At 40.3% G+C, this 25,865-nt stretch carries 15 protein-coding genes and 3 pseudogenes; 8 read left to right on the top strand and 10 right to left on the bottom strand.

Going from position 1 to position 25,865, the window contains the following annotated elements; genetic code table 11:
• Window positions 1-94: 94 nt before the first annotated feature.
• From MSMAS_RS09755 to MSMAS_RS09735, 4 genes are all read right to left on the bottom strand, one after another.
• Window positions 95-1,015: a pirin family protein gene (locus MSMAS_RS09755; protein WP_048046970.1), complete on the bottom strand. Its 921-nt coding sequence runs from the start codon at window positions 1,013-1,015 to the stop codon at window positions 95-97.
• Window positions 1,016-1,986: 971 nt separating this feature from the next.
• Window positions 1,987-3,096, bottom strand: coding sequence for a transposase (locus MSMAS_RS09745; RefSeq protein ID WP_048046522.1), 1,110 nt, complete (start codon window positions 3,094-3,096; stop codon window positions 1,987-1,989).
• Window positions 3,097-3,796: 700 nt separating this feature from the next.
• Complete coding sequence (locus MSMAS_RS09740) at window positions 3,797-4,552, bottom strand: hypothetical protein (RefSeq protein WP_230625150.1); 756 nt, start codon at window positions 4,550-4,552, stop codon at window positions 3,797-3,799.
• Window positions 4,553-4,776: 224 nt separating this feature from the next.
• Complete coding sequence (locus tag MSMAS_RS09735; protein ID WP_048038008.1) at window positions 4,777-5,877, bottom strand: phospholipase C/P1 nuclease family protein; 1,101 nt, start codon at window positions 5,875-5,877, stop codon at window positions 4,777-4,779.
• Window positions 5,878-6,362: 485 nt separating this feature from the next.
• On the opposite strand from MSMAS_RS09735, the gene MSMAS_RS18285 reads away from it, so the two are divergent.
• Together MSMAS_RS18285 and MSMAS_RS09720 are read left to right on the top strand one after the other, a co-directional pair.
• Window positions 6,363-7,494, top strand: a protein-coding gene (locus tag MSMAS_RS18285) for an IS630-like element ISMma9 family transposase (RefSeq protein WP_076611411.1) whose coding sequence is annotated in 2 segments (ribosomal slippage) — window positions 6,363-6,796 and window positions 6,795-7,494 — 1,134 coding nt in all. Because the reading frame shifts where the segments join, the coding sequence is not laid out codon by codon here.
• A gap of 122 nt (window positions 7,495-7,616) precedes the next feature.
• Window positions 7,617-8,672 (top strand): annotated as a pseudogene (locus tag MSMAS_RS09720) (transposase); the annotation flags it as partial.
• A gap of 15 nt (window positions 8,673-8,687) precedes the next feature.
• Here MSMAS_RS09720 and MSMAS_RS18280 read toward each other — a convergent pair.
• A protein-coding gene (locus MSMAS_RS18280; RefSeq protein WP_076611411.1) for an IS630-like element ISMma9 family transposase occupies window positions 8,688-9,819 on the bottom strand; the annotation gives its coding sequence in 2 pieces (ribosomal slippage) (window positions 8,688-9,387 and window positions 9,386-9,819; 1,134 coding nt in all).
• Window positions 9,820-10,025: 206 nt separating this feature from the next.
• Between MSMAS_RS18280 and MSMAS_RS18830 the strand changes: the two are divergent.
• Window positions 10,026-10,366 (top strand): annotated as a pseudogene (locus tag MSMAS_RS18830) (transposase).
• On the opposite strand, the gene tnpA reads toward MSMAS_RS18830, so the two are convergent.
• Window positions 10,367-10,831 (bottom strand): IS200/IS605-like element ISMma21 family transposase, encoded by a 465-nt coding sequence (tnpA, locus tag MSMAS_RS09705; RefSeq protein WP_011032309.1) that lies wholly within the window; start codon window positions 10,829-10,831, stop codon window positions 10,367-10,369. It lies immediately after the preceding pseudogene.
• A gap of 288 nt (window positions 10,832-11,119) precedes the next feature.
• Here tnpA and MSMAS_RS09695 point away from each other — a divergent pair.
• Window positions 11,120-12,553: pseudogene (locus MSMAS_RS09695) on the top strand (IS66-like element ISMma14 family transposase).
• An 8-nt stretch (window positions 12,554-12,561) separates the two neighbouring features.
• On the opposite strand, the gene MSMAS_RS09690 reads toward MSMAS_RS09695, so the two are convergent.
• Complete coding sequence (locus MSMAS_RS09690; RefSeq protein ID WP_015412894.1) at window positions 12,562-13,485, bottom strand: pirin family protein; 924 nt, start codon at window positions 13,483-13,485, stop codon at window positions 12,562-12,564.
• A gap of 536 nt (window positions 13,486-14,021) precedes the next feature.
• Between MSMAS_RS09690 and MSMAS_RS09685 the strand changes: the two genes are divergently transcribed.
• Together MSMAS_RS09685 and MSMAS_RS09680 are read left to right on the top strand one after the other, a co-directional pair.
• Window positions 14,022-14,714 (top strand): hypothetical protein, encoded by a 693-nt coding sequence (locus tag MSMAS_RS09685; protein ID WP_011034810.1) that lies wholly within the window; start codon window positions 14,022-14,024, stop codon window positions 14,712-14,714.
• A gap of 1,189 nt (window positions 14,715-15,903) precedes the next feature.
• Window positions 15,904-16,485: a DUF2121 domain-containing protein gene (locus MSMAS_RS09680; protein ID WP_011034811.1), complete on the top strand. Its 582-nt coding sequence runs from the start codon at window positions 15,904-15,906 to the stop codon at window positions 16,483-16,485.
• 59 nt (window positions 16,486-16,544) lie between these two features.
• Here the strand turns inward: MSMAS_RS09680 and ade are convergent, their stop codons facing one another.
• Entirely contained in the window at window positions 16,545-18,212 is a 1,668-nt protein-coding gene (gene ade / locus MSMAS_RS09675) for an adenine deaminase (protein ID WP_011034812.1), read from the bottom strand.
• Window positions 18,213-18,526: 314 nt separating this feature from the next.
• Between ade and MSMAS_RS09670 the strand changes: the two genes are divergently transcribed.
• Both MSMAS_RS09670 and MSMAS_RS09665 read left to right on the top strand, forming a co-directional pair.
• Complete coding sequence (locus tag MSMAS_RS09670; RefSeq protein ID WP_011034813.1) at window positions 18,527-19,639, top strand: phosphoserine transaminase; 1,113 nt, start codon at window positions 18,527-18,529, stop codon at window positions 19,637-19,639.
• A 364-nt stretch (window positions 19,640-20,003) separates the two neighbouring features.
• Window positions 20,004-23,756, top strand: a complete 3,753-nt coding sequence (locus tag MSMAS_RS09665) for a hydantoinase B/oxoprolinase family protein (protein WP_011034814.1) — start codon at window positions 20,004-20,006, stop codon at window positions 23,754-23,756.
• A gap of 28 nt (window positions 23,757-23,784) precedes the next feature.
• Here the strand turns inward: MSMAS_RS09665 and MSMAS_RS09660 are convergent, their stop codons facing one another.
• Window positions 23,785-24,855 (bottom strand): formate--phosphoribosylaminoimidazolecarboxamide ligase, encoded by a 1,071-nt coding sequence (locus MSMAS_RS09660; protein ID WP_011034815.1) that lies wholly within the window; start codon window positions 24,853-24,855, stop codon window positions 23,785-23,787.
• A gap of 491 nt (window positions 24,856-25,346) precedes the next feature.
• The gene (locus MSMAS_RS09655; protein WP_011034816.1) at window positions 25,347-25,853 is read right to left on the bottom strand and encodes an Ig-like domain-containing protein; all 507 of its coding nucleotides are present in this window, start codon (window positions 25,851-25,853) and stop codon (window positions 25,347-25,349) included.
• Window positions 25,854-25,865: the final 12 nt, after the last annotated feature.

The following is a 25,865-nucleotide window of genomic DNA, read 5'->3' as shown; positions in this document are numbered from 1 at the left end:
TAGCAAGACCATCATCAGGAAGATAAGGTATCTACGTAGAAATGTGTACAGTAAAGACACAGGCTCCATGAAAAAGACAATGGGTTTATATGGTTTATGTTTGTCTTTCCGCGTCTCTTGCAAATGTCCCCTGTCTGTATTCCTCAAAAGCCGCTCTTAGTTCTTCTTTTGTATTCATGACAATCGGGCCGTACCAGGCAACAGGTTCACCAATAGGTCTTCCGGACATAAGAAGAAACCTTACTCCTTCATCCCCTGCGGTTACCTCAATGGAATCTCCAGCTCCATAGAGGACCAGGGTTTCGGGGTATATTATGCAGTCTCCTGCAGGATGGAGGTATCTTTCTCCTTCAACCTCAAACGCACAGGGGTCTTTTTCCCTGTCAAAATAGCCGCTTCCCTCTATAACATATGCAAAAACAGTATGGTCCGGAGCTGTTATATGGAAAAACTTCTCCTCTGCCGGGACTGTAATATCCAGGTATTCGGGGTCGGTAGCTATTTCCTTAACAGGTCCCTCAACGCCGTTTACTTCTCCGCAAATAATCCTTACCTTCAGACCCTTTTCCATAAGAAGTTCGGGTATTCGGCTGCTTTTAACTCCCTGATAGCGTGGTTCCATCATTTTATGGGAAGACGGAAGATTTGCCCAGAGTTGAAAACCCCATAGATTCCCGCTTTCATCTCCCTGTGGCATTTCCTGATGGATAATCCCACTTCCAGCAGTCATCCACTGCACCTCGCCAGTCCGGATTACACCTCTGTTTCCCAGGCTGTCCTCATGCCTTATTTCCCCCTGCAGGACATAAGTAATAGTTTCAACTCCTCGGTGCGGGTGCCTTGGAAATCCCATAATGTACTCCTCAGGTTTTTCCGAATGAAACTCATCAAATAACAAAAAAGGATCGAACTCAGGTACATGCCGGAATCCGAAAGCTCTCTTCAGGTGCACCCCTGCCCCCTCAATGGTTGGCATACTCTTCCTTATTTTTCTTACTCTTCTGAGATTAGCCATTATAATTACCACCTCTCGAAGAATAATTCTCTGTTCTCTCATAAAAGTAAATTATAAAAGTAAAAGAGTCTAAATCCTCCTGACCACAGAAAAATGAATGCAGGCTGTTGTGATTACATTGCAATTCTGCCGAACTGCAATTCTGTCTGATAATAATTTCCTAATCTTTAATAATGAACAAACTCTCTGGAGTCTCTATAGTTCCTGTGATTGCACCCATACCGGTCCCCCTATGTAAGTATTGCAGTCGATCTATTTGATTTTTTGGAAAAATCAGGTTTCCAGTGATTCAGATCAGGCTGCAGTACTTGATTTAAATTATGTGGATAATTATATTTAAACTGTTCGAAGGTAAGATATTAATAAAATATGTAGAAAAAAACATGTAAAAATATATTCGATAATAAATATAAAAAGGATCTTATGTATAATGGAATCTAAAATTATATTATTAATTAACATTAAAGTCCATATATTAAAGATTATTTTCTTATAAGAAATAAAAGGTTGCTATGCAGGTTAGTCTAATTATTTTTTGCATAAAGAGATATTAAGAAAATTCGTTCACACTCAATAAGTGAAACAGCCCTCAGGCAGTACCCAACCTGCTTCTTCACCCTTTGTTGTAAGTAATCGAAAAGGATATTCGATTTTCGGCAAACTACGCCCACAGGCTTACTCAGAATAGCTATCCAATATTGGGCATCAATAAGGACAATACACCTCATTTTGTGGTCTTTGTTGCGTAGCACCTGCGAATCGGTCTGTATCTACACCTAGTCAGCGTAATTCAAGTTTGCATGAATGTGCACAGTTAGCCAATATGTGCCTCTGCTCTCATTTTTTTGTAGTTTTACCATGAAATCCTATATACTCTCATAGTATTTATATATACTTGACAAAATGAAACAATATATAGAGGATCTCAAATTAGCATTTAAAACCTTTAATCTAATTTGATATCCACTTCTTTAAAAGTATCTCCCAAATGAATTCTTATCTCCAACCTTATTTTGCATTTCTGTCAACACCAGTAGTTGATATGATATGAAACTCAATAGAGAGTAGAGTTTTCTACTCTGATTTCTTACTCTTCTGATATCGAATTTTACTGTACCTTTAATATGTCCATGTATCTTTTCACATTCGGCTCTCTTTTTATACTGTTCATCAAAAGCATCATCTCTCATGTTCTGGTTTCTCAGATACATTCCTACCTGCTCTTTCCTTCCAATCTCATATAGAAATTTGAGTTTGTTTTCCATTGGTGCATGAACATCTCCACCGATTCTCCATTTTTTATTTACCCAGTGATTGATTCTTTCCTCTTCACCTTCTTTTTTGATTACGGCATTTGAGGCATAGGAGATAATCGGTTTTGCATCCAGGTGATACCAAATGTCAGAATGATTAAGGAATGAATCATAACCTCCATCTGCAGAATACAAGTCGAGATCAGCGTTCATCTTCTTTAGAGCTTCAATATGGGTGATAAGTTCTGGAGAGTCACCAGCAACTCCCTTTGTATGAGTCATAAAAACAGGATAAGTTCCAACCATTGTAATATGCGCCTTATCCATTTTACATTCATAATGAGAATTGTAATCAGCATGTTTATCGTATCTTGAAGCTTCAAGGGGAGTGGAATCAATCTTAGCTTCCTTTGCTGATGAGAGTTTGAGGATTTTTTCACCTAACAACATCATGATCTCATTGACTCCTTCCTCTCCAAGTCTATACTTCACAAAATGATGAAGGGTTCCACCAGAAGGAAGTTTTATATGGTCATTTTCGTCATAAAAAGAAAGCAAGATAGCTTCTTCCTCTGTTAAGGAAGAAATGGTTTTATCATATGAAAGATTCCTGAAACACTTGACAACAAAGAGTTTTATCATAGAAGAAACACTGTATTTAAAGTGCCAACTTTTGTTGGTATAAAAAGTACGTTCTACGTGCTTTGCAATATCGTCAATGCAGAGGAAGTACAGGAATTGGCAAATTGAGGTGCTTTCTCTGCTAAAATAGTTATCCAGGGAGTCCTCGAAGAGGACTCCTTTATATAACATACTGTTTTTCCGCATGAGAACGACATATATGGCATAATTTAAAGTTGAAACTCTCGAATAAAGGAAAGTCTATCAGAGTTAGTGGAAAAAAGAATAGGTTTTTAAGTCAAAATCCTAATTTGAGATTCTCATATATGATTAAAAAAATGTGGTCAAAAATACATAGTCACTTTAGATTTTGTTCAATATGGGTTTTTGGAGTTGTACACAGCTTCATGGCAAAGAGATCTTGCCTATACCCATATGATTCCTTGCTTTCCTTGTATAGCCTCTAAATGATTAGGCTTTACAAAGTTCACAGGCTTCGCACAAATTGACAAAAGAACCAGAAATGTCAAATTTCTGCTATTTTTGAATTCAAACCACATAAACACCATCCATGTATAAAGGATTAGGACTTACGCGGTTGAACTGAAAAACAATGGCTCTAAACCTTCAACTGTCTAAACCAACGATTTAACAGCAAGGTCTACTGACAATGATTTTGAATCTCAAGTGCGTAAGTCCTAAGGATTTCAAAACTCTATTTTTAAACCAAGACTAATTTGACCTTTCTCTCCAGAGGTAAAGTTTGGTGTTTCTGAAACCTGTGGAGCAAATTCCACAAGTAAAGCATTAGAATTAGTTGAGGTGTAATGGATTATTGTAGTAACTGGTAAAACAGAAATCTGACAAAATTTTCCCAGCTTAACTAAACAACAAAAAATCTCTGTGTTCACGTAAAATTCTCGACATTGGTTCTTTTCGTTCTTTGATAGTGCCTTATATACAGGATACTCAACATAGGCATTAACAGGAAGAGTCCCATTAGTCTTATGTTTGAGAGTATCTCAGACCAGAAAAATTGAATCATAAGCTCATCGATTAATCCCAGCTTCATTTTAACTGTCTGCACAATTACTGGAATAGCAACACAAAAGAGAGGGAGCAAAGCAATTAGTTTCATTTCTTTTGTGATCTTCGTCCTGTCATAATCTATCGAAGGTAATAAGTAAATAAGCAAACTGATTGGGAAAACGATAATATAGGCTGTAAATTGAGGCAGCTGGTTATACGGAAAACCCATGTAGAATATTTTATCAGTTGTAGGATAGATTGCGGTTTCCCCCAGTCTCTGAACCGGAAGCAGTAAAGCATAAACCAACGAATCAGGATGAGATTCATAGATCATAAATTTAGTATATCCAAACACAACTACCAGAGTTTGATACACAGCAGCGATTAGTAAAGGTACACAGCACAAAACTTTTCTAATATCCTTCCTGCTCTGAACAATATTCTGTCCAATAGAGACTATCGGCATAAAAAACAGAACAAACATTCCTAGCGTTATCAGTAAGGCGACTACGTCTAGACCAAAGTTAATTCCTGTCCCTATCGATATGCCCAATGTTAAAACAAAAACAGCAAGCCATATATGTTGTAAAACGAAAAGAAGGGCCTCTAAAGGCATCTTCTCCTTAACTTTCAAAATGAAATGACTAACAAAATCCACTTAGATCACCATTTATAGGAAAAAAATAATAGTACTGCGATTCCGAAGTATGTTCACAATACCGGCTTTTGAATAGATCTACGGATCAATGAATTTCCCGCTAAGCAACGGACTTATTTTGGAATCGATACAATAGTAAAGAAAGAGATGCCTTTGAAGGCATCTTCTTAAACATAAACTCCGTTTCAGATTTCATCAACTTACATAATGTAATCATACAATCCATGGTTACATTTTGCAGTATTTCGGACACATTGAGCAGTATAGTACGCTACGTAGATATCCGAATCAAATGTATCTGGATTATTCTCTATCTCGTCCCAAATATAGTCAAAATACTGAGAACTAAAATCAGCATTATCCTTCACTGCCTGTTCTGGATCAGTCACAGTAATAGCCTGAGTATTGCTACTAACATAGTCACCAAAATCATACCCGCTGTCCCACTGATCAGATATATAAATCTCATACAGATCATGGTTATTAGTATTGAACAGATTCTCCACGAAATTCCCTATCTGATCAACTGCTCCAGCTGAATGGAACGGATTGCCAGTATCCGACAAATAGTGACTGGCAAGTCCAAAATCTTCATGTGCTTCCTCTAGAAGTCCATTAGCAACCCAGATTTGCGCAGTATCTGCAAAACCATCACATCTAGTTGGTGCGCCTCCGACATGCCAATCAGCATCCCAGTAATGATTATAGTACCGATATCCCGGAAGCTCAAACCAAGGATCATCCGGGTCATCAGCTGTATCACTTGCATAATTTCCATAAGCAGACCCGTCACAAGCATAGTAAGCAAAATCTTGATGATTAGAGCTTGCCCACTTTACCCCAACAGCCGTGTGTTCCCTGAAAGCTTCTTTGTCAATCATTGGACCCAGTTCACTCATGAAAGCGTAGTCATCCTTCGTTATTTTATCCGGATACCTGTCCCAGATGTCCTGCAGTCCAGCTTTATATTTCTCTTTTTCCTCCTTGGAAACATCGAAGTTATCAATATATTTCATTTTAATAGCTTGACTTTCAGGATCAGTAGCAGAAAAAGCAAGTCCCCTATATGGCATACGTTTCACTACATCCGGTAAAGAAGCCTGAAGCTCCAGGTAATCCGCAACTTTTTTCATTCCTTCTTCACCTAGCTCAGTTTCCAAAGCTTCAATCTTTAACTGAGCAGCATCTTTGGTTAGGTCGGTTTGCTGTTCTTCGGTGAAAGCCATTGCTGATGGTATCAATGCCATACCAACAAGCATTGTCAAAAGAAGTATTCCTATTGTAATTTTGTTCTTACTCATTCGTCTTTCTCCTAGTATTATTATTCCAAGAGGCAGAATCAGGTAAGCTTAAATAAAAGCACAGCTAACTTGATTGTGCCTCATAGGGCGTATTTTATGGAGTTCGGGGTGATTGAGGAAAACTACTTCCAAACTCCATAAATTCCTTGTATCTAATTCTTTATAAGTTTTTCTGTATAAATTCTCAAACCATTCGATTTTTGAACTAGTTTTGAATCTGAAACTAATCCTTGACCATTGATTGTTTGATGGTATGGAGAGAGATTCTAAATATATAGATTTTCTCCATATACATTCAATCTATTTTATAAGAACTTGAATAGTACAATATAACGTCCAGTAAGCTAATAATTGTGTTGATTTTGATTTTTAGTATTCTTGAACTACTTACAGCCCCAAGGCTGCGAGATTACTTCAAGGCTAGTGTCGTGTCACCGATGGAAAGTCTTAAGCGTTATATTGAATGATCTTCATAAGTATCATTCATGATTAAATATACTGTGACACTTACCGAAGATGAACGTAGATCTCTTTGTGAACTTGCTTCAAAGGGAAAACATAACTCTCAACAAATTCTCAATGCTCTGATTTTGCTTAATTGCGATAAAAGTGAATTGAATGTTAGCCATTCAACCAATGAAGAAATCTCACGTGTCCTGAATATTAGTATGAAAAAAATTGACCGTGTTAAGAAGAGATTTGTTGAAGAAGGTCTTGAAGTTGCCCTTAACGGGAAAGAAAGCGAGCGCATTTATAATAAAAAAGTTGATGGTGATCTTGAAGCCCATTTAGTCGCCCTTAGTTGCAGTCAACCCCCTGAAGGTTTTGCAAGATGGTCGTTAAGATTATTAGCCGATAAGGCTGTAGAACTTGGTTATTTCGAGGAAATTTCTCACGAAACAGTACGCCGTACTTTAAAAAAACGAAATCAAACCCTGGCAAAGGAAACAATGGGTAATTCCTCCAGAACAAAACAGTAGCTTTGTTGCGAATATGGAAATGGTTCTGGACGTTTATAAACGTCCATTTGATCCACGAAATCCTGTTGTGTGTATGGACGAATCCCCAAAACAATTGATTGCAGAAACCCGGATCCCTATCCCCTGCTCAACAGGGAAGCCAGAAAAGTACGATTATGAATACAAGCGAAATGGAATGTGCAATATATTCCTTGCCTGTGAACCGTTGACAGGGAAAAGAATGGTAAAGATCACTGAAAGAAAAACAAAGAGAGATTGGGCTTATTTTCTCGAAGAAATAGAAGTTCAACATGAAAATGCAGATAAAATTACGTTAGTAATGGACAATCTAAACACGCACATACCTGGATCTCTCTACGAAACATTTCCACCACCAAAAGCAAAGGCGCTATGGGACAGATTTGAGTTCGTCTACACGCCAAAACATGGAAGCTGGTTGAACATGGCAGAGATTGAACTGAATGTACTTACAGGTCAATGTTTAAAAAGGAGAATGGATAACATCGAGTTTGTCAGAAAAGAAGTTTTGGCATGGCAAAATTACAGAAACAACAAAAATTCAAAGGTTAAATGGCAATTTACAACAGATGATGCAAGGATAAAATTGTCACGTCTTTATCCGACTATTGAGGATTGACGCGACACTAGTACAATTTCACCCCGCTTTTCACAGGCTGTCCGACAATTACCTTAGGTAATCGTAGTTTCTGTTTCGGAATATATAAATCATTATATAATTTATTAAGAATATTTTGCTTCATGGCGTTTATCGAATCAAAGAATCAATTTTGGACTTTACCTCCAGATATTCGAGATCTTATTCCTTCAGATCATATCTGTTACTTAGTTGAATCTTTTGTAGATGAAATGGATTTCAGTGAATTTGAAATAAGGTATGATGGCTCTGGACATCCTGCCTACCACCCATGCATAATGTGTAAAATTTTGCTTCAGTCAATGCTTGATAGAGTTCGATCATCGAGAGCAATAGCTCGTAGTGTTCGAGAAAATGTAGTTTACATTTATTTGGCTGAAAATCCGCAGCCTGATTTTAGAACAATCAGTGACTTTAGAAAAGAAAATAAGAAACTGATTACTGAATTGTTCAAAAACACAGTTAAGGCAGCTAAGGATCTAGGAGTAATAGGTCTCGAGCAGTTAAGCACTGACGGATCCATGGTAAAAGCTTCTGCATCAAAAAACAATGTAGTTTTGGAAGAGGTCTTAAGGGTTATTGGAGAATATGTTAAGAATGAATTAAAAAAAAGCATTGAAATAGACAAAGTTGAGGATGAGCATTTTGGAAACTGCCGTGGCTACGATCAGCTGAATGAAAGTGAAAAACATAAAGTAAAAGCTGTAGTTGCGAAGTACATAAAGCAAGTAAACAAGGATAAATCTGATACTAGAAAAAAAGAGATTGAAGACATAATTAAAGAAGCAGTTGATGAATTTGAAAAAGATAGTATTGAGAAAGTGAGCTTGACTGATCATGAATCTCGGTTTATGAAAAACAAAAAGGGAACATTTGATCTGACGTATAATACTCAAATAACAGTGGATCATAAACTGGGAATTATTGTTGCAAATGAGATCTGTCAAGATAGAACTGACACTTATCAATTGAAATCACAGATTGAACTTGTGGAAGGAAATTGTGGTTTGTTAAAAGAAGGCACTAAAATATGTGCAGACAATGGATGTTATAGTGGAAATAACATACATTTTTTAAATCAAAAGAAACTGGATCCATATATCCCAGAGCACGAAGAAGCAACTAAAACATCAACAGAAAGCGTTGACGATATTAGATTCGTTACTAGTGTCGCGTCAATCCTCAATAGTCGGATAAAGACGTGACAATTTTATCCTTGCATCATCTGTTGTAAATTGCCATTTAACCTTTGAATTTTTGTTGTTTCTGTAATTTTGCCATGCCAAAACTTCTTTTCTGACAAACTCGATGTTATCCATTCTCCTTTTTAAACATTGACCTGTAAGTACATTCAGTTCAATCTCTGCCATGTTCAACCAGCTTCCATGTTTTGGCGTGTAGACGAACTCAAATCTGTCCCATAGCGCCTTTGCTTTTGGTGGTGGAAATGTTTCGTAGAGAGATCCAGGTATGTGCGTGTTTAGATTGTCCATTACTAACGTAATTTTATCTGCATTTTCATGTTGAACTTCTATTTCTTCGAGAAAATAAGCCCAATCTCTCTTTGTTTTTCTTTCAGTGATCTTTACCATTCTTTTCCCTGTCAACGGTTCACAGGCAAGGAATATATTGCACATTCCATTTCGCTTGTATTCATAATCGTACTTTTCTGGCTTCCCTGTTGAGCAGGGGATAGGGATCCGGGTTTCTGCAATCAATTGTTTTGGGGATTCGTCCATACACACAACAGGATTTCGTGGATCAAATGGACGTTTATAAACGTCCAGAACCATTTCCATATTCGCAACAAAGCTACTGTTTTGTTCTGGAGGAATTACCCATTGTTTCCTTTGCCAGGGTTTGATTTCGTTTTTTTAAAGTACGGCGTACTGTTTCGTGAGAAATTTCCTCGAAATAACCAAGTTCTACAGCCTTATCGGCTAATAATCTTAACGACCATCTTGCAAAACCTTCAGGGGGTTGACTGCAACTAAGGGCGACTAAATGGGCTTCAAGATCACCATCAACTTTTTTATTATAAATGCGCTCGCTTTCTTTCCCGTTAAGGGCAACTTCAAGACCTTCTTCAACAAATCTCTTCTTAACACGGTCAATTTTTTTCATACTAATATTCAGGACACGTGAGATTTCTTCATTGGTTGAATGGCTAACATTCAATTCACTTTTATCGCAATTAAGCAAAATCAGAGCATTGAGAATTTGTTGAGAGTTATGTTTTCCCTTTGAAGCAAGTTCACAAAGAGATCTACGTTCATCTTCGGTAAGTGTCACAGTATATTTAATCATGAATGATACTTATGAAGATCATTCAATATAACGCTTAAGACTTCCCATCGGTGACACGACACTAGTAATTTTAAGTATAATGAAGAAAATGATGAATTCATTTGCCCTGAAAATCAAAAATTGAAGTTTGTATATGAAGGCTATGACAAAGAAAGAAAAAATACAGACTTTACAAAGGTACTGAATGCAGAAAATGTGAGTTTAGTATAAACTGTACAAAAAGAAAGGATGGAATTAGACATTTAAAAATAGCTGATTTTTATAAAGAAAGAAAGCAATTAGCAGATAAAATGAAAACAGAAGTAGCAAAAAAATATACGGACAAAGAAAGCAGGTAGTAGAACCTGTAATAGGAAACTATAAAGAGAATCTTGGGTTTAGAGAATTTCTCACACGAGGATTAAAATCAGTCAGGAATGAATTTAATTTAGTATGTACAGCAATAAATTTAAGAAAGATATGGATTTACTTTAATCAAATTGCGGGCGGCCACCCCACCCTAAAGGATGGGGTATGCTTCGGGCCGCCCGCCCGGTTGTTCTGGTAGTTAGAAATCATCAAGTTTTCTTTGCTCGGATCTCATGAATCTATACAATTGAGACTCTTCACTCGGTTTTCCTTGCGATTCTTTAATGTAATGCTTAATTGTATCAGCAGTTACGTTTCCAACGGATCGATAGAACTTTCCATTTGACCATAGACTTCCACCCCAATACTGTTTTTTAAGATCAGGATGGAGCTTGAACAGTCTGTAAGAACTGCCTCCTTTCAAATATTGAATTACCTCTGACAGAGAATTACTTGGATGGAATTCCAGAAACAAGTGAACATGATTGTCTACTACTTCCATTGCATGTATTTTGTAGCCATTTTTAGTGCAAATGTTACTGAAAATTAACTCGCAATCTTTTTTAATTCGCTTATTGTAGAATATACTGTATCGATACTTAGGCACCAACACGATGTGGTAGGTAATCTGACCATAGCCATGGCTAAAACTGTGTAATTCCAACTGATATCACATCCTAGCCATAGATGGATGGCACCATCGGTGGCTATGGTGCCAAAAACAAGCTTATTTTACAAAAAAAGCAAGGATTAAGATATTTAAAGTGAAAAACGCAGAGGCGAGGGTTCACTTCATCCCCACCCTAAAGGATGGGGTATTCGTGACCCTCTGCGCTCCCTTAGTAATAAGAGTAAATCTATTTTCGTAACTATTCAGGTAGCCTTAACGAGGCTACACATTTTTCCTCGTTCCGAGGAAAAATTGGATATAAAATGATTCCTTTTTAGCTTTATGAAACGTGATGAGATTCTTTCTTACTGTGCTTCAAATCCTGAAATTATTGTAGCTTACATTGAGAGTTTAGAATCTCAAGTTAAAGAACTCACTGAAAGACTTGTAGCCTTAGAATCTCGTTTAAATCAAAACAGTCGTAACAGCAGTCGACCTCCTTCTACTGATTATTTTGTCAAAGAGAAACCTAATCCCAAGAGTCTGCGTAAACCAAGCGGGAAGAAACCTGGAGGTCAGGAAGGTCATCCAGGCACGACTCTTGATATGGTTGATCATCCTGAGTAGGTAATAGAACATTCTTTGACCTGCTGCAAAGAATGCGGATCTACCCTTGAGAATGTTGAAGTTGAAGCTTATGAGAGAAGACAGGTCTTTGACATTCCTCCCGTAAATCTAATTGTTACAGAACATAAAAGTCAGATTAAAACCTGTCCTTGTTGTGGAAAGTTGAATAAAGCCGTTTTTCCCGAATCAGTGAAATATCCGGTTCAGTATGGCCCTAATATTTTAGCTTCAGCTATTTACTGTAAAAATTACCAGTTTGTTCCTTATGATAGAATTTCTGAGTTATTTGAAGACATTATGGGAATAAAAATCTGTCCTGCTACGATAATTAGAGCAGAAAGAGAATGTTTCCAGAATTTAGAGGAATTTGAAAACGTTATTAGAGAGAAGTTATTAGCCTCGCCTGTAATCAATTTTGATGAAACTGGTATGAAGATTGAAGGAAAAAGACACTGGCTTCATGTAGCTTCTAATGAAAAATACACATGTTATTTTGCTCATACAAAAAGAGGAGCAGAAGCAATAGATGCTATGGGAATTCTTCCGAAGTTTAAGGGAGTAGCAGTTCATGATGGATGGAAACCTTACAACGTTTATGATTGTGATCATGCTCTGTGTAACGCTCATTTACAGAGAGAACTTACAGGAATTGAAGAGAACTATAAACAGACATGGGCTAAAGAGATGAATGAACTGCTCACTGAGATGAAGAAATACACTGATGAGTGTAAAGAGCAATTAAGAGAACCTGATTTTGAGCAAATTAAAGCATTGGAAGAAAGGTTTGATGCAATTATCATTAGAGCGCTTGAAGAAAATCCGCATTCTCTAAATCCTGAAAAACAGGGAAAACGCGGTAAAAATCCAAAAACAAAATCAAGGAATCTGCTGGATAGGTTTATAGAACACAAAGAAAAGATTCTGAGATTCCTGACAGATTTGAAAGTTCCATTTGATAATAATCAGGCAGAAAGAGATATCAGGATGATGAAACTACAGCAGAAAATATCGGGAACTTTCAGAAAAGCAATGGGAGCGCAAGCTTTCTGCAGAATTAGGGCGTACATTTCTACAGGAAAAAAGAACGGTTTACCTGTTTTAGAGGGTATTCGTGCGGCGCTCATAGGAGCGCCGTTAACTATACTCTGAGCAGTTACCTATTTTCTTTTCTCCCGGTATCTGGTAAAAGAACCCTGTCTGTATTCTTCAAAGGCCACTCTCAACTCTTCTTTAGTGTTCATGACAACCGGCCCGTACCAGGCGACAGGTTCGCCGATGGGTTTACCAGATATAAGAAGAAACCTTACACCTTTATCCCCTGCAGTCACTTCAACAGAATCCCCATCCCCGTAAAGGACCAGGGACTCCTTATCTATTATACAGTCCTCTGCCTGGTCAAGGTATCTTCCCCCTTCAACCTCAAAAGCACAGGCACCTTTTTCTCTGTCGAAATGTCCACTGCCCTCAATAATATATGCAAAAACAGTATAACCAGGAACTGTTATATGGAAAAACTTCTCTTCTGGCGGGACTGCCACATCCAGGTATTCGGGATCGGTTACTATTCCACGTACAGGCCCTTCAACCCCGTTTACTTCTCCGCAAATAATTCTTACTTTCAGCCCTTTTCCCATGAAAAGCTCGGGAATCCGGTTGATTTTGATCTCCCGGTAGCGAGGCTTCATCATTTTGTGCGCAGCCGGAAGGTTTGCCCAGAGCTGAAAGCCCCATAAAGCCCTATTTTCATCCCCATGTGGCATTTCCTGATGGACAATTCCGCTCCCGGCAGTCATCCACTGCACTTCTCCGGACCGAATTATTCCACTGTTTCCCAGGCTGTCCTTATGTCTGATTTCTCCCTTAAGGACATAAGTGATGGTCTCAATCCCCCTGTGAGGGTGCCAGGGAAATCCCATACTATACTCCTCAGGTTTTTCCGAACGAAACTCATCAAACAACAAAAAAGGGTCAAACGCAGGAACATGCTGGAATCCAAAAGCTCTCTTAAGGTGTACCCCCGCTCCCTCGATAGTTGGTATACTCTTCCTTATTTTTCTTATTTTTCTGAGATTATCCACCATAATTACCACCTCTTGAAAGACATTTCCTCCATATGGAAACAAAAACCTGAGCCGCAAGTTCATTTGATTGAAGAGAAACAAATGGAGGTTGTCGTGATTACGTTGCAATCCTGCCAAATCATAGATCTTCCTGATAATAATTTCCTGATTTTTAACGATGAGTAAACTTCCTGGGATTTTTCTATTCCTTTGTTTATACCCATCTGATCCCCCCTATGTAAGTATTGCAGTTGATCTATTTGGTTTTGTTGGAAAAATATGATTTTCGGCGTTAGTAGTGTAGTAGAATTTGTTTATGAATTAATTGATTAACCTTGTTATATCAATAAACTAGTAACTTGATCTTAATCAGCAACTTTTTCTTCAAATTAGTCTATAAAGAATAAACTTAAGTACAATAAGATACATGTTATACAGTTAATACTCATCAAAGATAATTTATGGACTAATCGTTGAAAAAAAAGAAAACTAACTATACAGTAAGTCTCATTAATATTTTCCTCACAGTTCTATCGTAATGTTTGGGGATACAGCATATGGGTGTTTTTTCTATTAGGATAAGTCGTGATCTGAAAGCTTTTCTTAAGGAAGAGGATCTGAACGACTTAACGAAAATAGGATCGAATATAAAGCAATTAAATAGGAAAGATATTAAGAAAATTCGTTCCACACTCCAGAAGTGGAACAGCCCTCAAGCAGTGTCCAACCTCCTGTTCCACCCTTCTCTCATACCCGGGGACATAAGGGCAAGCTGCATCCTTAAAGGGTTAAGAGAGAAGAAAAACTCTTATTATATCCTAGCTACTGTAGTAGGACTTCAGGGAATCAACTCTACAGAATTTTCGGAAGAAGAGAGAGATGATATAAAGAAGAGTTTGATTTTTATCCTCAAAACTTCGGGAGGAGTTATTTCAGCAAGGGCTTCCATTAGTATCTCTGATTATATCTCTTCTGAAGATGCTTTTACCATGTTTAAGCTCCTGGACCATCCTGATGATACTACAAAGCATAATATTTTATGCTGGTTAATAAGAGCCATGGAGGATAAGGGACCCGATGCGTTTATTTCAATGGTAAGAAGTAGCTGTATGCCTGAAGATGTCCAGGAGGAGGCAATAGAAAAACTCCACGAATATCTAAGGCAAAAAGAAGCTGGAGAATACAACTTATTTACAATGCCTCTTTATGTCAATATTCCAAATCTCAGGGAATATTGTAAAGACCATTAAAGTACAAAACACAAAAAATTCCAGATTCATCTCATCGGCGAGTACAGAAGGTTTACGGAAGGAGGCGGAAAGAGACAATAGAATAATTCCAGGAACATCTCAGGCAAAAAGAAGTTGGAGAATGCAGCTTATTTAGAATCAGCTTCATGTTTACATTCCGAATCTCAGGGATGCGCTGAGAAGTAGCTGAAATTTTTCCCTTTTGAGTAATCTTTATCTATTTATTTAGTTTTAGATACCCAATAACCTGGTAACCCGCCCCTTTGAATGATTAAACGAGAAGTGAAGATGATTAATTATCAATTCAACAAGATTCCAAGAAGACTCTTTTTTATAGTCACCAAGAGCTTTAATTCAATATTAAAGCTGCTTAATTGACTTCTCGGCTTTTGAGTTTGCGGGGCAGGAAATTAAAGAAAACTCTCGGAATTCTTCGTGCCGGCTTCTCATGCGTAAATCATTATTGAATCAAGTCTTGCGGTACCTGCTTCTGTCCAGTAACTGCAAACATCACAGTACTGGGTCTTACCATCTGAGCGCATTTTTAGATCAGCGTTGCATTTTGGACATATTTTTAGATGTTTCATGATAAATCCCTTGAATTTTTGAATTTTTTATTTTTAAGTTTGATAACGAGTCTTAAGAGAAGAAAACCGGAGCCGCAGTTTACCGTATCCCCCAATACAGTCTCTTCGAATACCATGCTCCCCCAAACATGTCAGATTCGAAGAAGAATCAGCGGCCTCCAGGTTATTCTTTTGGTGGCAGATAATACCCCACTTTCCAATTCGACTTCCCAACTCCAGCATATACTAATAAGCTAAATTATATAAAATAAATTATATCAAAAATTATTTTCAAGCAAAAAATAGTTTAACGTAAAAAATTTCAAGCCAATCATCACTATTTTCTTGAATACGACTATCAATAAAGTGCAAAGTCAAGAGCATCTGGTATTGTGACTGGTTTAGTGATTTGCAGACTATCCCAAGAATAATGAAATTATGGGGATAAAGAAAAATGTGGCTGGTAATATTGGTCTCAGAAAGGTCTTCACGATCAGAGGATCGATTAATATTCAAAGTTCGATATAGGGAGATAATTTCTAGTTTTGGATCAGCTCAACAATAAGAAATATAATACCTTAAAAGTAAAGATCTTTTAAAGAAAGGTTCTGGAGCAGATTATAATGACCCTTGTTATTGCTTTTATTGGAAAGAACGGTGCAGTCATGGCAGGAGATATGCGCGAAATTACTTTTGAAGGGGAAAAGCCCGATAGAGAGAAGCTCGAAAAAGAGCTTTACAGCGGATCAATAGTTACGGATGAGGAAATGCAAAAGAAAGCAGAGGAGTTTGGGGTCAAAATAACGGTTGCGGATTGCAAGGAGAAAGTCTCGGAAAGAAACGGTGTCCTTGTAGGGGAAGTTTCTTCGGCTGAAGGCGGAGTCGTTAAAAAAAGAAGGCTGTATGCCTCGGCAGGAAATTTCGCAATAGCCGAACTGATCAATACTGAGATGACTCTTACTTCGCAGGGGAAGGGAAGCAATTTCATAGCATTCGGAAACGAGTTTACCAAACAGGTAGCAAACAAGTGTTTTAAAGATAACTGGACTAAAAAAAGCAATCTGCAGGATGCGGTGAAGATCCTCATCCTGTGCATGGAAACTGTGGCCAGAAAAACAGCTTCTGTGAGCAAACAGTTCATGATTGTGCAGACTGCATCGAATGCTGATGTTTTGAAAGTTGTGGAAAAGGACAGAAACTGCTGAAAAATAAATGACTGGTAAGATGTTTTCTGCCTTCTCTGTCCTCCTTCTCCTTATTCTGCTTATTCGTCTGCAAAAAGATCGACAAACTCAAATTTAGTTACATCAAAGAGCCCTTTGTCTCCCAGTTTAAGTTCTGGAATTACCAGAAGGGACATGAATGCAAGGGTCATGAAAGGCGACTCGAGGGAAGTTCCCAGCTTCCGGGCTTCTTCATTTAGCAGGTGGTAGCGGGACGCTACTTCTTCTCCTTCCAGGGTGCTCATAAGGCCCGCAACCTCAAGCGGGAGGTCAAGAAGGTTTTCTGCTGTCCCGACAGCGATGCCTCCTTTATTTTTTATCAGCCTGTTAACAGTTTCAACTATGTCCTCGTCTGTGGCACCCACTGCAATGATATTATGGCTGTCGTGGGCAATGCTGCTTGCAATGGCGCCTTTTTCCAGGCCTATATTCTTTATGAACCCGATACGGACAGGGTCATCAGAATACCTGCTCAGGACAACCATCTTCAAAATATCTCTTTCAGGGTCCGAAACAAGATTGCCGTTTTCAATTTTTGGCACAATAAGTTCCTGGCCTGTAACCAGTTCTCCGTCATTTGCAACTATTACCCTGATTTTTTTAATCCCCTTTTCTGTTGTTTGCTCCTGAATTGCTCCTGCAGGGGGTACGAGTTTTACATCGTCAATTGAAATTTTATTCCTGTTAAATACATTTTTAGCAGGAACTTTTTCCAGAGGGAAAAGAACCTTCCCGTTCTCGTAAACGCATTCCCCGTCTATAAATGTACTCAGAATATTGAAAGACTTCAGGTTATCCACAATGATGAAATCCGCAGGGTCTCCTTCGCGCAGCAGCCCTACATTAAGCCCGTAGTGCTCTACAGGGTTGAAAACAGCTGTCCTGATGAGGTTATAGATATCAAGCCCCTTTTCCTGCCCGCGCCGGATCAGCTTATCAATATGTCCTTCGTATATCAGGGTATCAGGGTGGGAATCATCTGTGCATAGCATGACATGATCCGGATATTCGTCTATCAGTGGATACAGGGTTTCGAAATTCCTGGCTGAACTACCTTCCCGGATAAGGATTTTCATCCCGAGCTCTATTTTCTCGCGAGCTTCTTCATATTCAAAACATTCATGATCTGTTGAAATCCCTGCCCCTATGTATTTCTGCAGGTCAGCTCCCCTTAAACCGGGCGCGTGTCCGTCTATAACTTTACCGTGTTTTCTGGCAGACTCCAGTTTTGCCATCACATCCGGGAATTCCAAAATCACACCCGGGAAATTCATCATCTCGGAAAGGTAATGCAGGTCATCCTTTGCCAGCAGGCGGTCAACAGCATTTATGTCCAGAACAGCCCCCGATGATTCGAAAGGTGTAGCAGGTACACACGAAGGCACTCCAAAATAGACTTTCAGGGGGGATTTTTTTGAATCCTCAAGCATAAACTCAATTCCCTCTTCCCCCATAACGTTTGCAATTTCGTGGGGATCACTGACAACTGCAACCGTGCCCTTTGCAACAGCCATCCGGGCGAAAACCGAAGGTACGGTCATGGAGCTTTCGATGTGCACATGGGCATCCACGAGCCCTGGCAGGATGTACTGCTCATTATCGTGTTCCTTTTCTTCTACACGAATGATCTTTCCGTTTTCAACGGTAATTTCGCCTTTGAACTGCCGTCTGGAAATAGCGTCAACAATAATCCCCATGTACTTTTTCATGAGGGTTTATTTCACCACAACAATGGATAAATTTTTCCAAAAAACCAGTATTAGGAACTTGGAGAAAAAGAATAAAAAAGGAAGATACAGGTTAATTGGTCGATTATCTTCATCAAATGCAAAAAACTATAGAAATATATAGGCGGTTTTTTGTTGGTTACGAACATCGATTTCGACCATGTAAAAGTAGCACGAAAAGATAAAAAAAGATACACTGTTAAGCCTTCGGGGATGACTATACTTACATGTCCGCCTGTAACTGGAAAATTTTTTATCCCCTGAAGACATAGCAGTACCAAAAAGGATAAGACAAAATGAAACCAACAAGAGTTCCTAAAAATCCCTGTTTTTCTTCAGGGCCCTGTGCCAAACATCCAGGTTATTCTATTGAAGATCTGAATGATGCACCTTTTGGCCGGTCACATCGGAGCAAACCCGGCAAGGAAAAATTGGCCGAAGCAATTAAAAGAACAAGAGATATGCTTGGACTTCCTTCTGATTATCTGGTAGGTATTGTACCGGCCTCCGATACAGGCGCTTTTGAAATGTGCTTGTGGTCTATGCTGGGGTGCCGCGGGGTTGATGTTCTGGTTTGGGAATCTTTCAGTAAAGAATGGGCAACCGACATCACCAAGCAGTTAAAATTAAAAGATACCCGAGTTTTTGAGGCAGAGTACGGAAAATTACCGGATTTAGAGAATGTCGATTTCAAGAATGATGTCGTCTTTGTCTGGAATGGGACTACAAGCGGAGTCAAAGTACCCAATGGCGACTGGATTCCTGATTCCCGAGAAGGGCTCACGCTTTGCGATGCCACCTCTGCTGTATTTGCTATGGATATACCCTACCATAAACTGGATGTCCTTACCTTCTCATGGCAGAAGGTTTTAGGTGGGGAAGGTGCGCACGGGATGCTTATTTTATCTCCGCGGGCTGTTCAGCGTTTAGAAAGTTATACTCCTGCCTGGCCACTGCCCAAGATTTTCCGGCTGACCAAAGGTGGTAAACTGAATAAGGAGATTTTTGAAGGCTCTACTATTAACACTCCCTCCATGCTGGCTAATGAAGATTGGCTGGCAACATTAAAATGGGCAGAGTCTGTAGGAGGGCTTAAACAACTTATCCAGCGGACAAACGAAAACCTGGCGGTCTTTGAGGCGTTTGTTGCTAAAAATAACTGGATCCATTTCTTAGCGGAAACAAAAGAGATAAGGTCCAGCACCAGTGTCTGCTTTAAAGTTGATTTATCCGAAGAAAAGCTTAAAGAACTGATTAAAATGCTTGAGAATGAAAAAGTTGCTTATGACATCGGTTCTTACCGGGATGCCCCTTCAGGCTTGCGTATCTGGTGCGGTGCTACCATTGAGAAAGAGGATTTAGAATGCCTCTGTGAATGGATCGAATGGGCTTACGATTTGGTTAAATAATAAAATCCTTTAAATAATAAAATCCTTTTTTTATCAGCAAAGAAGGGTCCGCGAGAGATCGTTAATATCTTTTTTGCTGATAGCAAAAGGATGTTTTATCTCAAAATTTGTCTTACGCCGACAGATTTTAAATATCCCTTCAAAATCCTTTTTTCACACCTGATTTATCAGAGAAATTTTCAATTTTCTTACTTTTTCATCACACTTTAACTCCAAAAGCTTTTTATTTTTATTTGAATCTCACGATCAAGATTTATTCTCTTTATATTCTTTTTGAAAATAAGTTCGACCTTCTACGGAAATCAAGCCCGAACCTCAAAAATTCCGATTAATAATTAATACCACCTCTACAGTTATTCCCTTCATGTCCCCCAAAGCCCGATGGCAGTTCTGGATAGACCGCGGAGGCACATTCACAGATATCGTAGCCCGCAGCCCTGATGGAAAACTGATCACACACAAGCTCCTTTCCGAAGACCCTGCTCATTATGAAGATGCAGCCATGCACGGTATCCGTCAGATCCTCGGGCTTTCTGAAAACGAGCCTTTTCCTTCGGAAGATGTGGAAGCCATAAAAATGGGCACAACCGTGGGCACTAATGCTCTTCTTGAAAGAAAAGGAGAACGTATTGTTCTTGTTATAACAAAGGGTTTCGGAGACGCTTTGAGGATAGGGTACCAGAACCGCCCGGACATTTTTTCACAGAAAATCGAGCTTCCTGACCAGCTTTACGAAAGGGTTATCGAGGTTTCGGGCAGGTACAGCGCAGACGGGGAAGAGATTGTGCCCCTGGAGCTTGAGAGTGCTAAAAAAGAGCTTGAAGAAGCTTATAAAGCCGGCATTCGTTCTGCTGCGGTCATCCTTATGCATTCCTACCGGTATCCGGAACATGAGCTTATGCTCGGCAGGCTTGCCACAGAAATCGGTTTTACACAGATATCCCTGTCCCATCAGGCAAGCCCGCTAATAAAATTCGTGAGCAGAGGGGAAACAGCAGTTGTTGATGCTTATCTCTCTCCGGTGCTGCGCAGGTATGTTGATATGTTAGAAGATAGCCTGCAAGAAAAAGGAAGAAAGGAAGAAAGAGGAAGAAAGGAAGAAAGAGGAAGAAAGGAAGAAAGAGGAAGAAAGGAAGAAAGGAAAACTCTCGGCAACCCTGAAGAAGTTAGTGAAATGAAATACAGTGCTGTAAATGGTCCAAAACTCATGTTCATGCAGTCAAGCGGCGGGCTTATAGACTCGGGAATTTTTCAGGGTAAAGACTGCATACTTTCGGGACCTGCCGGGGGAATAGTTGGGGCAGTTGCAACATCGGAAATGGCGGGGGCAAAAAAGATAATTACCTTTGACATGGGAGGAACATCTACCGATGTAGCCCAGTACAGCGGGGAATACGAACGCAGCCTCGAAACAGAGGTTGCAGGTGTGCGCCTTCGCTCTCCCATGATGAGAATTCATACGGTTGCAGCAGGCGGGGGCTCGATTATCCACTACAAAGGGGGAAGGTTCAGGGTCGGACCTGATTCTGCAGGCTCGGACCCGGGCCCAGCCTGTTACAGGAAAGGCGGTCCTCTTACGGTCACGGACTGCAACCTTATGCTTGGAAAACTGCAGCCCGATTTTTTTCCCAGGATTTTTGGCTCAGAGGCAAACCAGCCTCTGGATTCCGAAATTGTGCGCAGAAAATTTGAAGAGCTTGCTGAAACAGTTTCTGCAAACGGGAATACCCTGAGCCCTGAACAGGCAGCAGAAGGTTTTCTTTCCGTAGCAGTCGAGAATATGGCAAACGCAATCAAGAAAATCTCGGTTCAGCGGGGGTATAATGTAAAAGAATACACACTCTGCTGCTTTGGGGGAGCTGGAGCTCAGCATGCGTGCAGGGTGGCAGATGCTCTCGGGATCAAAAGTATTTTCATTCATCCCTATGCAGGAGTCCTTTCTGCATACGGTATGGGGCTTGCAGACCAGAGACTGATAAAAGAACAGTATATCGGGGCTGAACTGTCTAAAGAGCTGGTAGATGAATTAAAATCTGTTTTTTCAGGGCTTGAAAGTGAAGGTAGGTTTTCCATGCTTGAACAGGGGGTTCATGAGGACTGCATAAATGTGATTTACAGGGCACATATGCGATATGCAGGTTCGGACACCCAGCTCTCTGTGGACTTTGCAGACAGCGCCGAATCTCTCAGGTCTGGCTTTGAGGAAGCCCATAAAAAACGCTTCGGATTTATAATGGAAGATAAGCCCATTGTTGTAGAAGCTGCATCTGTAGAAATTGTCGGGGTAACCGAGAGAGCCTCTGACCCCCTGCTTGAACCTGACAAAAATACAGTACCTTCGCCTGTCTCCAGGGTTCGGATGTACAGCTACGGAGGGTTGTATGGAACCCCGGTTTTTGATATGGAAACTCTCAAACCCGGAGCCTGCATAAACGGACCTGCAATTCTTACCGAAAAAAACACTACCATTATAATCGAACCTGGCTGGCAGGGTGAAATCACCGCTCGAAACCACCTTCTTCTTACCCGTAGAATTCCGCTTCCTGCCAGAACAGCTATAGGGACAGAGGCTGACCCTGTGATGCTTGAGATTTTCAATAACAGGTTTATGTCCGTAGCAGAACAGATGGGCTACACCCTGCAGAACACGGCTCATTCCGTGAACATAAAGGAGAGGCTGGATTTTTCCTGTGCGATTTTTGACGGCAAAGGAAACCTGATAGCAAATGCCCCCCACATCCCTGTGCACCTGGGTTCCATGGGCGAGTGCGTGAAGTATCTTATCCGGGCGCGCTCTGTGGAAATGACTGCAGGAGACGTGTACCTCATCAATTCTCCCTATCATGGAGGGACCCATCTGCCTGACCTCACGGTTGTTACTCCCATGTCAGGCAATTTAGGAGAGATTCTTTTTTACCTTGCTTCCCGGGGTCACCATGCTGATGTAGGAGGAGTTACTCCGGGTTCCATGCCTCCTGACAGCAGGACAATCGAAGAAGAAGGTGTGCTCAGCGAAGGCATGAAAATAGTTGAACAGGGAAGGTTTCTCGAAGAAAAATTAAGGTTATGGCTCGGTTCGGGCAAATATCCTGCAAGGAACCCTGACCAGAACGTTGCTGACATAAGGGCACAGGTAGCTGCAAATGAAAAAGGGCTTCAGGAACTGCACAGGATGGTAGAGGAATTTTCCCTTGAGACTGTGGAGGCCTATATGGGCCATGTTCAGGACAATGCGGAAGAAGCTGTCAGAAGGGTTATTGACAGGCTTGAGGACGGGGAATTTACGTATCCTCTTGATGACGGAAACGCAATTAAAGTGAAGGTTAAAATCGACCGTGAAAACCGGAATGCAAAGATCGATTTTTCCGGGACATCTTCTCAGCTCCCGAGTAATTTCAATGCTCCTGCGTCTGTCTGCCTGGCTGCTGTCCTCTATGCGTTCAGGACTCTTGTGAAAAGTGATATCCCTTTGAATGCAGGCTGTTTAAGGCCGCTTGAAATTATAATTCCTGAAGGTTCCATGCTGAAGCCTGAGCCTCCAGCATCCGTTGTTGCCGGAAATGTTGAGACTTCGCAATACATTGTTGACGCTATTTTCGGCGCTCTCGGAAGCCTTGCAGCTTCCCAGGGCACTATGAACAATTTCACCTTCGGTAATGCTGATTTCCAGTACTACGAGACTATATGCGGAGGTTCCGGAGCCGGTCCGGGTTTTTCAGGAACTGATGCTGTCCATACCCATATGACCAATTCCAGAATAACAGACCCTGAGGTCCTTGAAACGCGGTTTCCGGTTTTGCTCGAAGAGTTTTCCATCCGGCAGGGGAGCGGAGGAGAAGGCGAATTCAGGGGCGGGAACGGAGTTGTCAGAAAGTTCAGGTTTTTGAAAGATATGGATGCAGCTATCCTTTCAAGCCACAGGAAATTCCCTCCTTTCGGGCTCAAAGGCGGTATGCCCGGAAAATGCGGAAAAAATACTCTTATCCGCAGGGACGGCAGTGTTATCGAAGCTGGAGGAAAGGCGGAGTTAAAGCTGAAAAGCGAGGACGTGTTTGTGATCGAGACGCCGGGTGGTGGAGGGTATGGCAGACCTGAAAACTTCAGGCCTGAAAAATAATAAAAATGTTTTAATTGATTTTTAATTTTTATGACAGTATTTTATCCAGCTGGTTTGACTTTGCTGCCTCTTTAATTTCCAGGGCTATTCTCCGTCCTGTGGAAAGGCGTTTCTGCATGAGGTCAGAGTAAGGGGAACCTGAAATGTAAAGGTTTGTTCCTGACACGATCCTGCTTGAAAGTTCGAAGACTTTGATATCAAGCGAGTCCGTAATAACTGCTTCGATACAGAACGCTCCTGTAATCCCTCCGAAAAGGGCAAGAGACTCTTCGACTACCTGTTCTCCAAGGGAAAAGATGCGCGACAGAATTGATTCTCTTGCAACGAGGGGAACATTTCCTGTAAGTACATATGTCGGGCAGATTCCTGACTCTATAAGTTCTCTCGGGGAGCCGAGCCTGAAAATCTCATCAGCGTTGGATTCTACCCTGCGGTCCATGCTCAGGAGCTCAAGGCTGCCTTTGCTCAGGGTGTATCCGTCGTTCCGTATCGGAGAATAAAAATAATGGAGGTCGTAGCGAGTCCCGTTGATGTATTCATGAATTGTATACTTTTGAGTATGGTCTACAAGTTCACTGAATTCCTTGTAATTCTTTGCAACAAAGAAGCCTTTTCCTCCCTTTGCTCCTTCATACTCAACCATTACAGGCCCTTTGATATCATGAGGATCATCTATTTTTTTGGGCATCTGAATGCCTGCTCCAAGGAACCACCTGCTTTCTTTATCCCTGTCAGATTCCCATTCTATCGAAGTCCTGTTTCCGAAAGTGGGCACAGCCATTCCGGTGAAATTTTCCCTGCCAAGATAATAAATAAGTGAACTGTGGGGGATTATGATAGTGTTTTTCTTTCTGAGTTCCTCAGCCCTGTTAATCAGGTCTTCGTAATCCTCGAGAACAAGGTATTCATCAGGTTTTGCCCTGGGAAACGCATCATAGAATTTGGGAGGTTTGCCAACGCAGATCCCGAGAGTCCTGAAACCTTCTTTTCTCGCCCCGTCAAAGATCTGGAGGCTTGAGTGAGAACAGATTGTTGCAATGGTAATGTTATCCAAGTCGTAATCTTTCAGAAATTCAAGAACCTGCTGTTTTGTGATCATAATTGCTCCGGCGAATATTTAGATTGGTATTAAGTCGCTTTTAAGATTAATATTTGGTGCCAGTGTATAACCGGTAATGCATCTGTGCTGGATCAATAAAAAGGTTCTCTATAGATGGTATTGGACGGAAATGACAAGTAAAAGAGAGGATAAAAAGATATGAATAATAGAGAGTGATGGATGAAGAATAAAAAAATATGAAAAAATAGAGAATTATAGGTGAAGAATAAAAAAATGTGAAATAAAGAGAGTGATAAACAGAGAACAAAGGCTTAAAAAAATACCGGTCGATAAACAGAGAAGATAAGGACAAGCATAAAAAATGTATGAAGATAAAAGGATAAACATAAAAAATACATGAGGATAAAGGATAAGCAGTAAATCTTGAGGCAAGAAAAATTTAAGGTAAAAAAGAATGAATAAATGCGGGGGAATTAAACCGTTTTTCAGAAATCAGGGATGATTTAACGGGTGTGATGTTTCATCTTATTTTATCTCACGATCCTGTAAGTATATACAAAGTCTCCTCCGGCTTTCCCATCTTTATTGCCGTCCAGAGCAATTCCCCTCTCATCCATTATAAACCCTGATCCTGTTTCACTGCCAAGCAGAGTTATTGTTATCTCGGCTCCGTTTTCATCCATAGGATATTCGTTATAGGGACGGAACATCAGCATTCTCGACCCTGCGTCCAGAATCCCGTCCACAGGTTTTTCTGATGCGGAACTTTTTACTATTACGGTGTCATTCGTAATTGTTGCGTTATTCATAGGCATGTCAAACTCAATCCAGATAGGAGAGTCACGCCTGTAAGCAAAAGTCTGCCTGTCAGGATAAATTGCTTTTACTGCAGGAGGCGCGGGCCCGCGTTTGAAAGGTACTGGAATAGTTTTCAACGCGGGATAGAAAGACCTGTCATGCACGTACTTTTTAACTATACAAAAAAGTGCGGTCCCTGCAAAGGCATACACCAGTACTTTATACCAGTTTCTTCTCATTTCCGGGCCCCC

Source organism: Methanosarcina mazei S-6 (genome assembly GCF_000970205.1).
Taxonomy (GTDB): Archaea; Halobacteriota; Methanosarcinia; order Methanosarcinales; family Methanosarcinaceae; genus Methanosarcina; species Methanosarcina mazei.
Note: the sequence above shows the minus strand (reverse complement) of the source record. Positions and strands in the feature narration are given on the sequence as shown.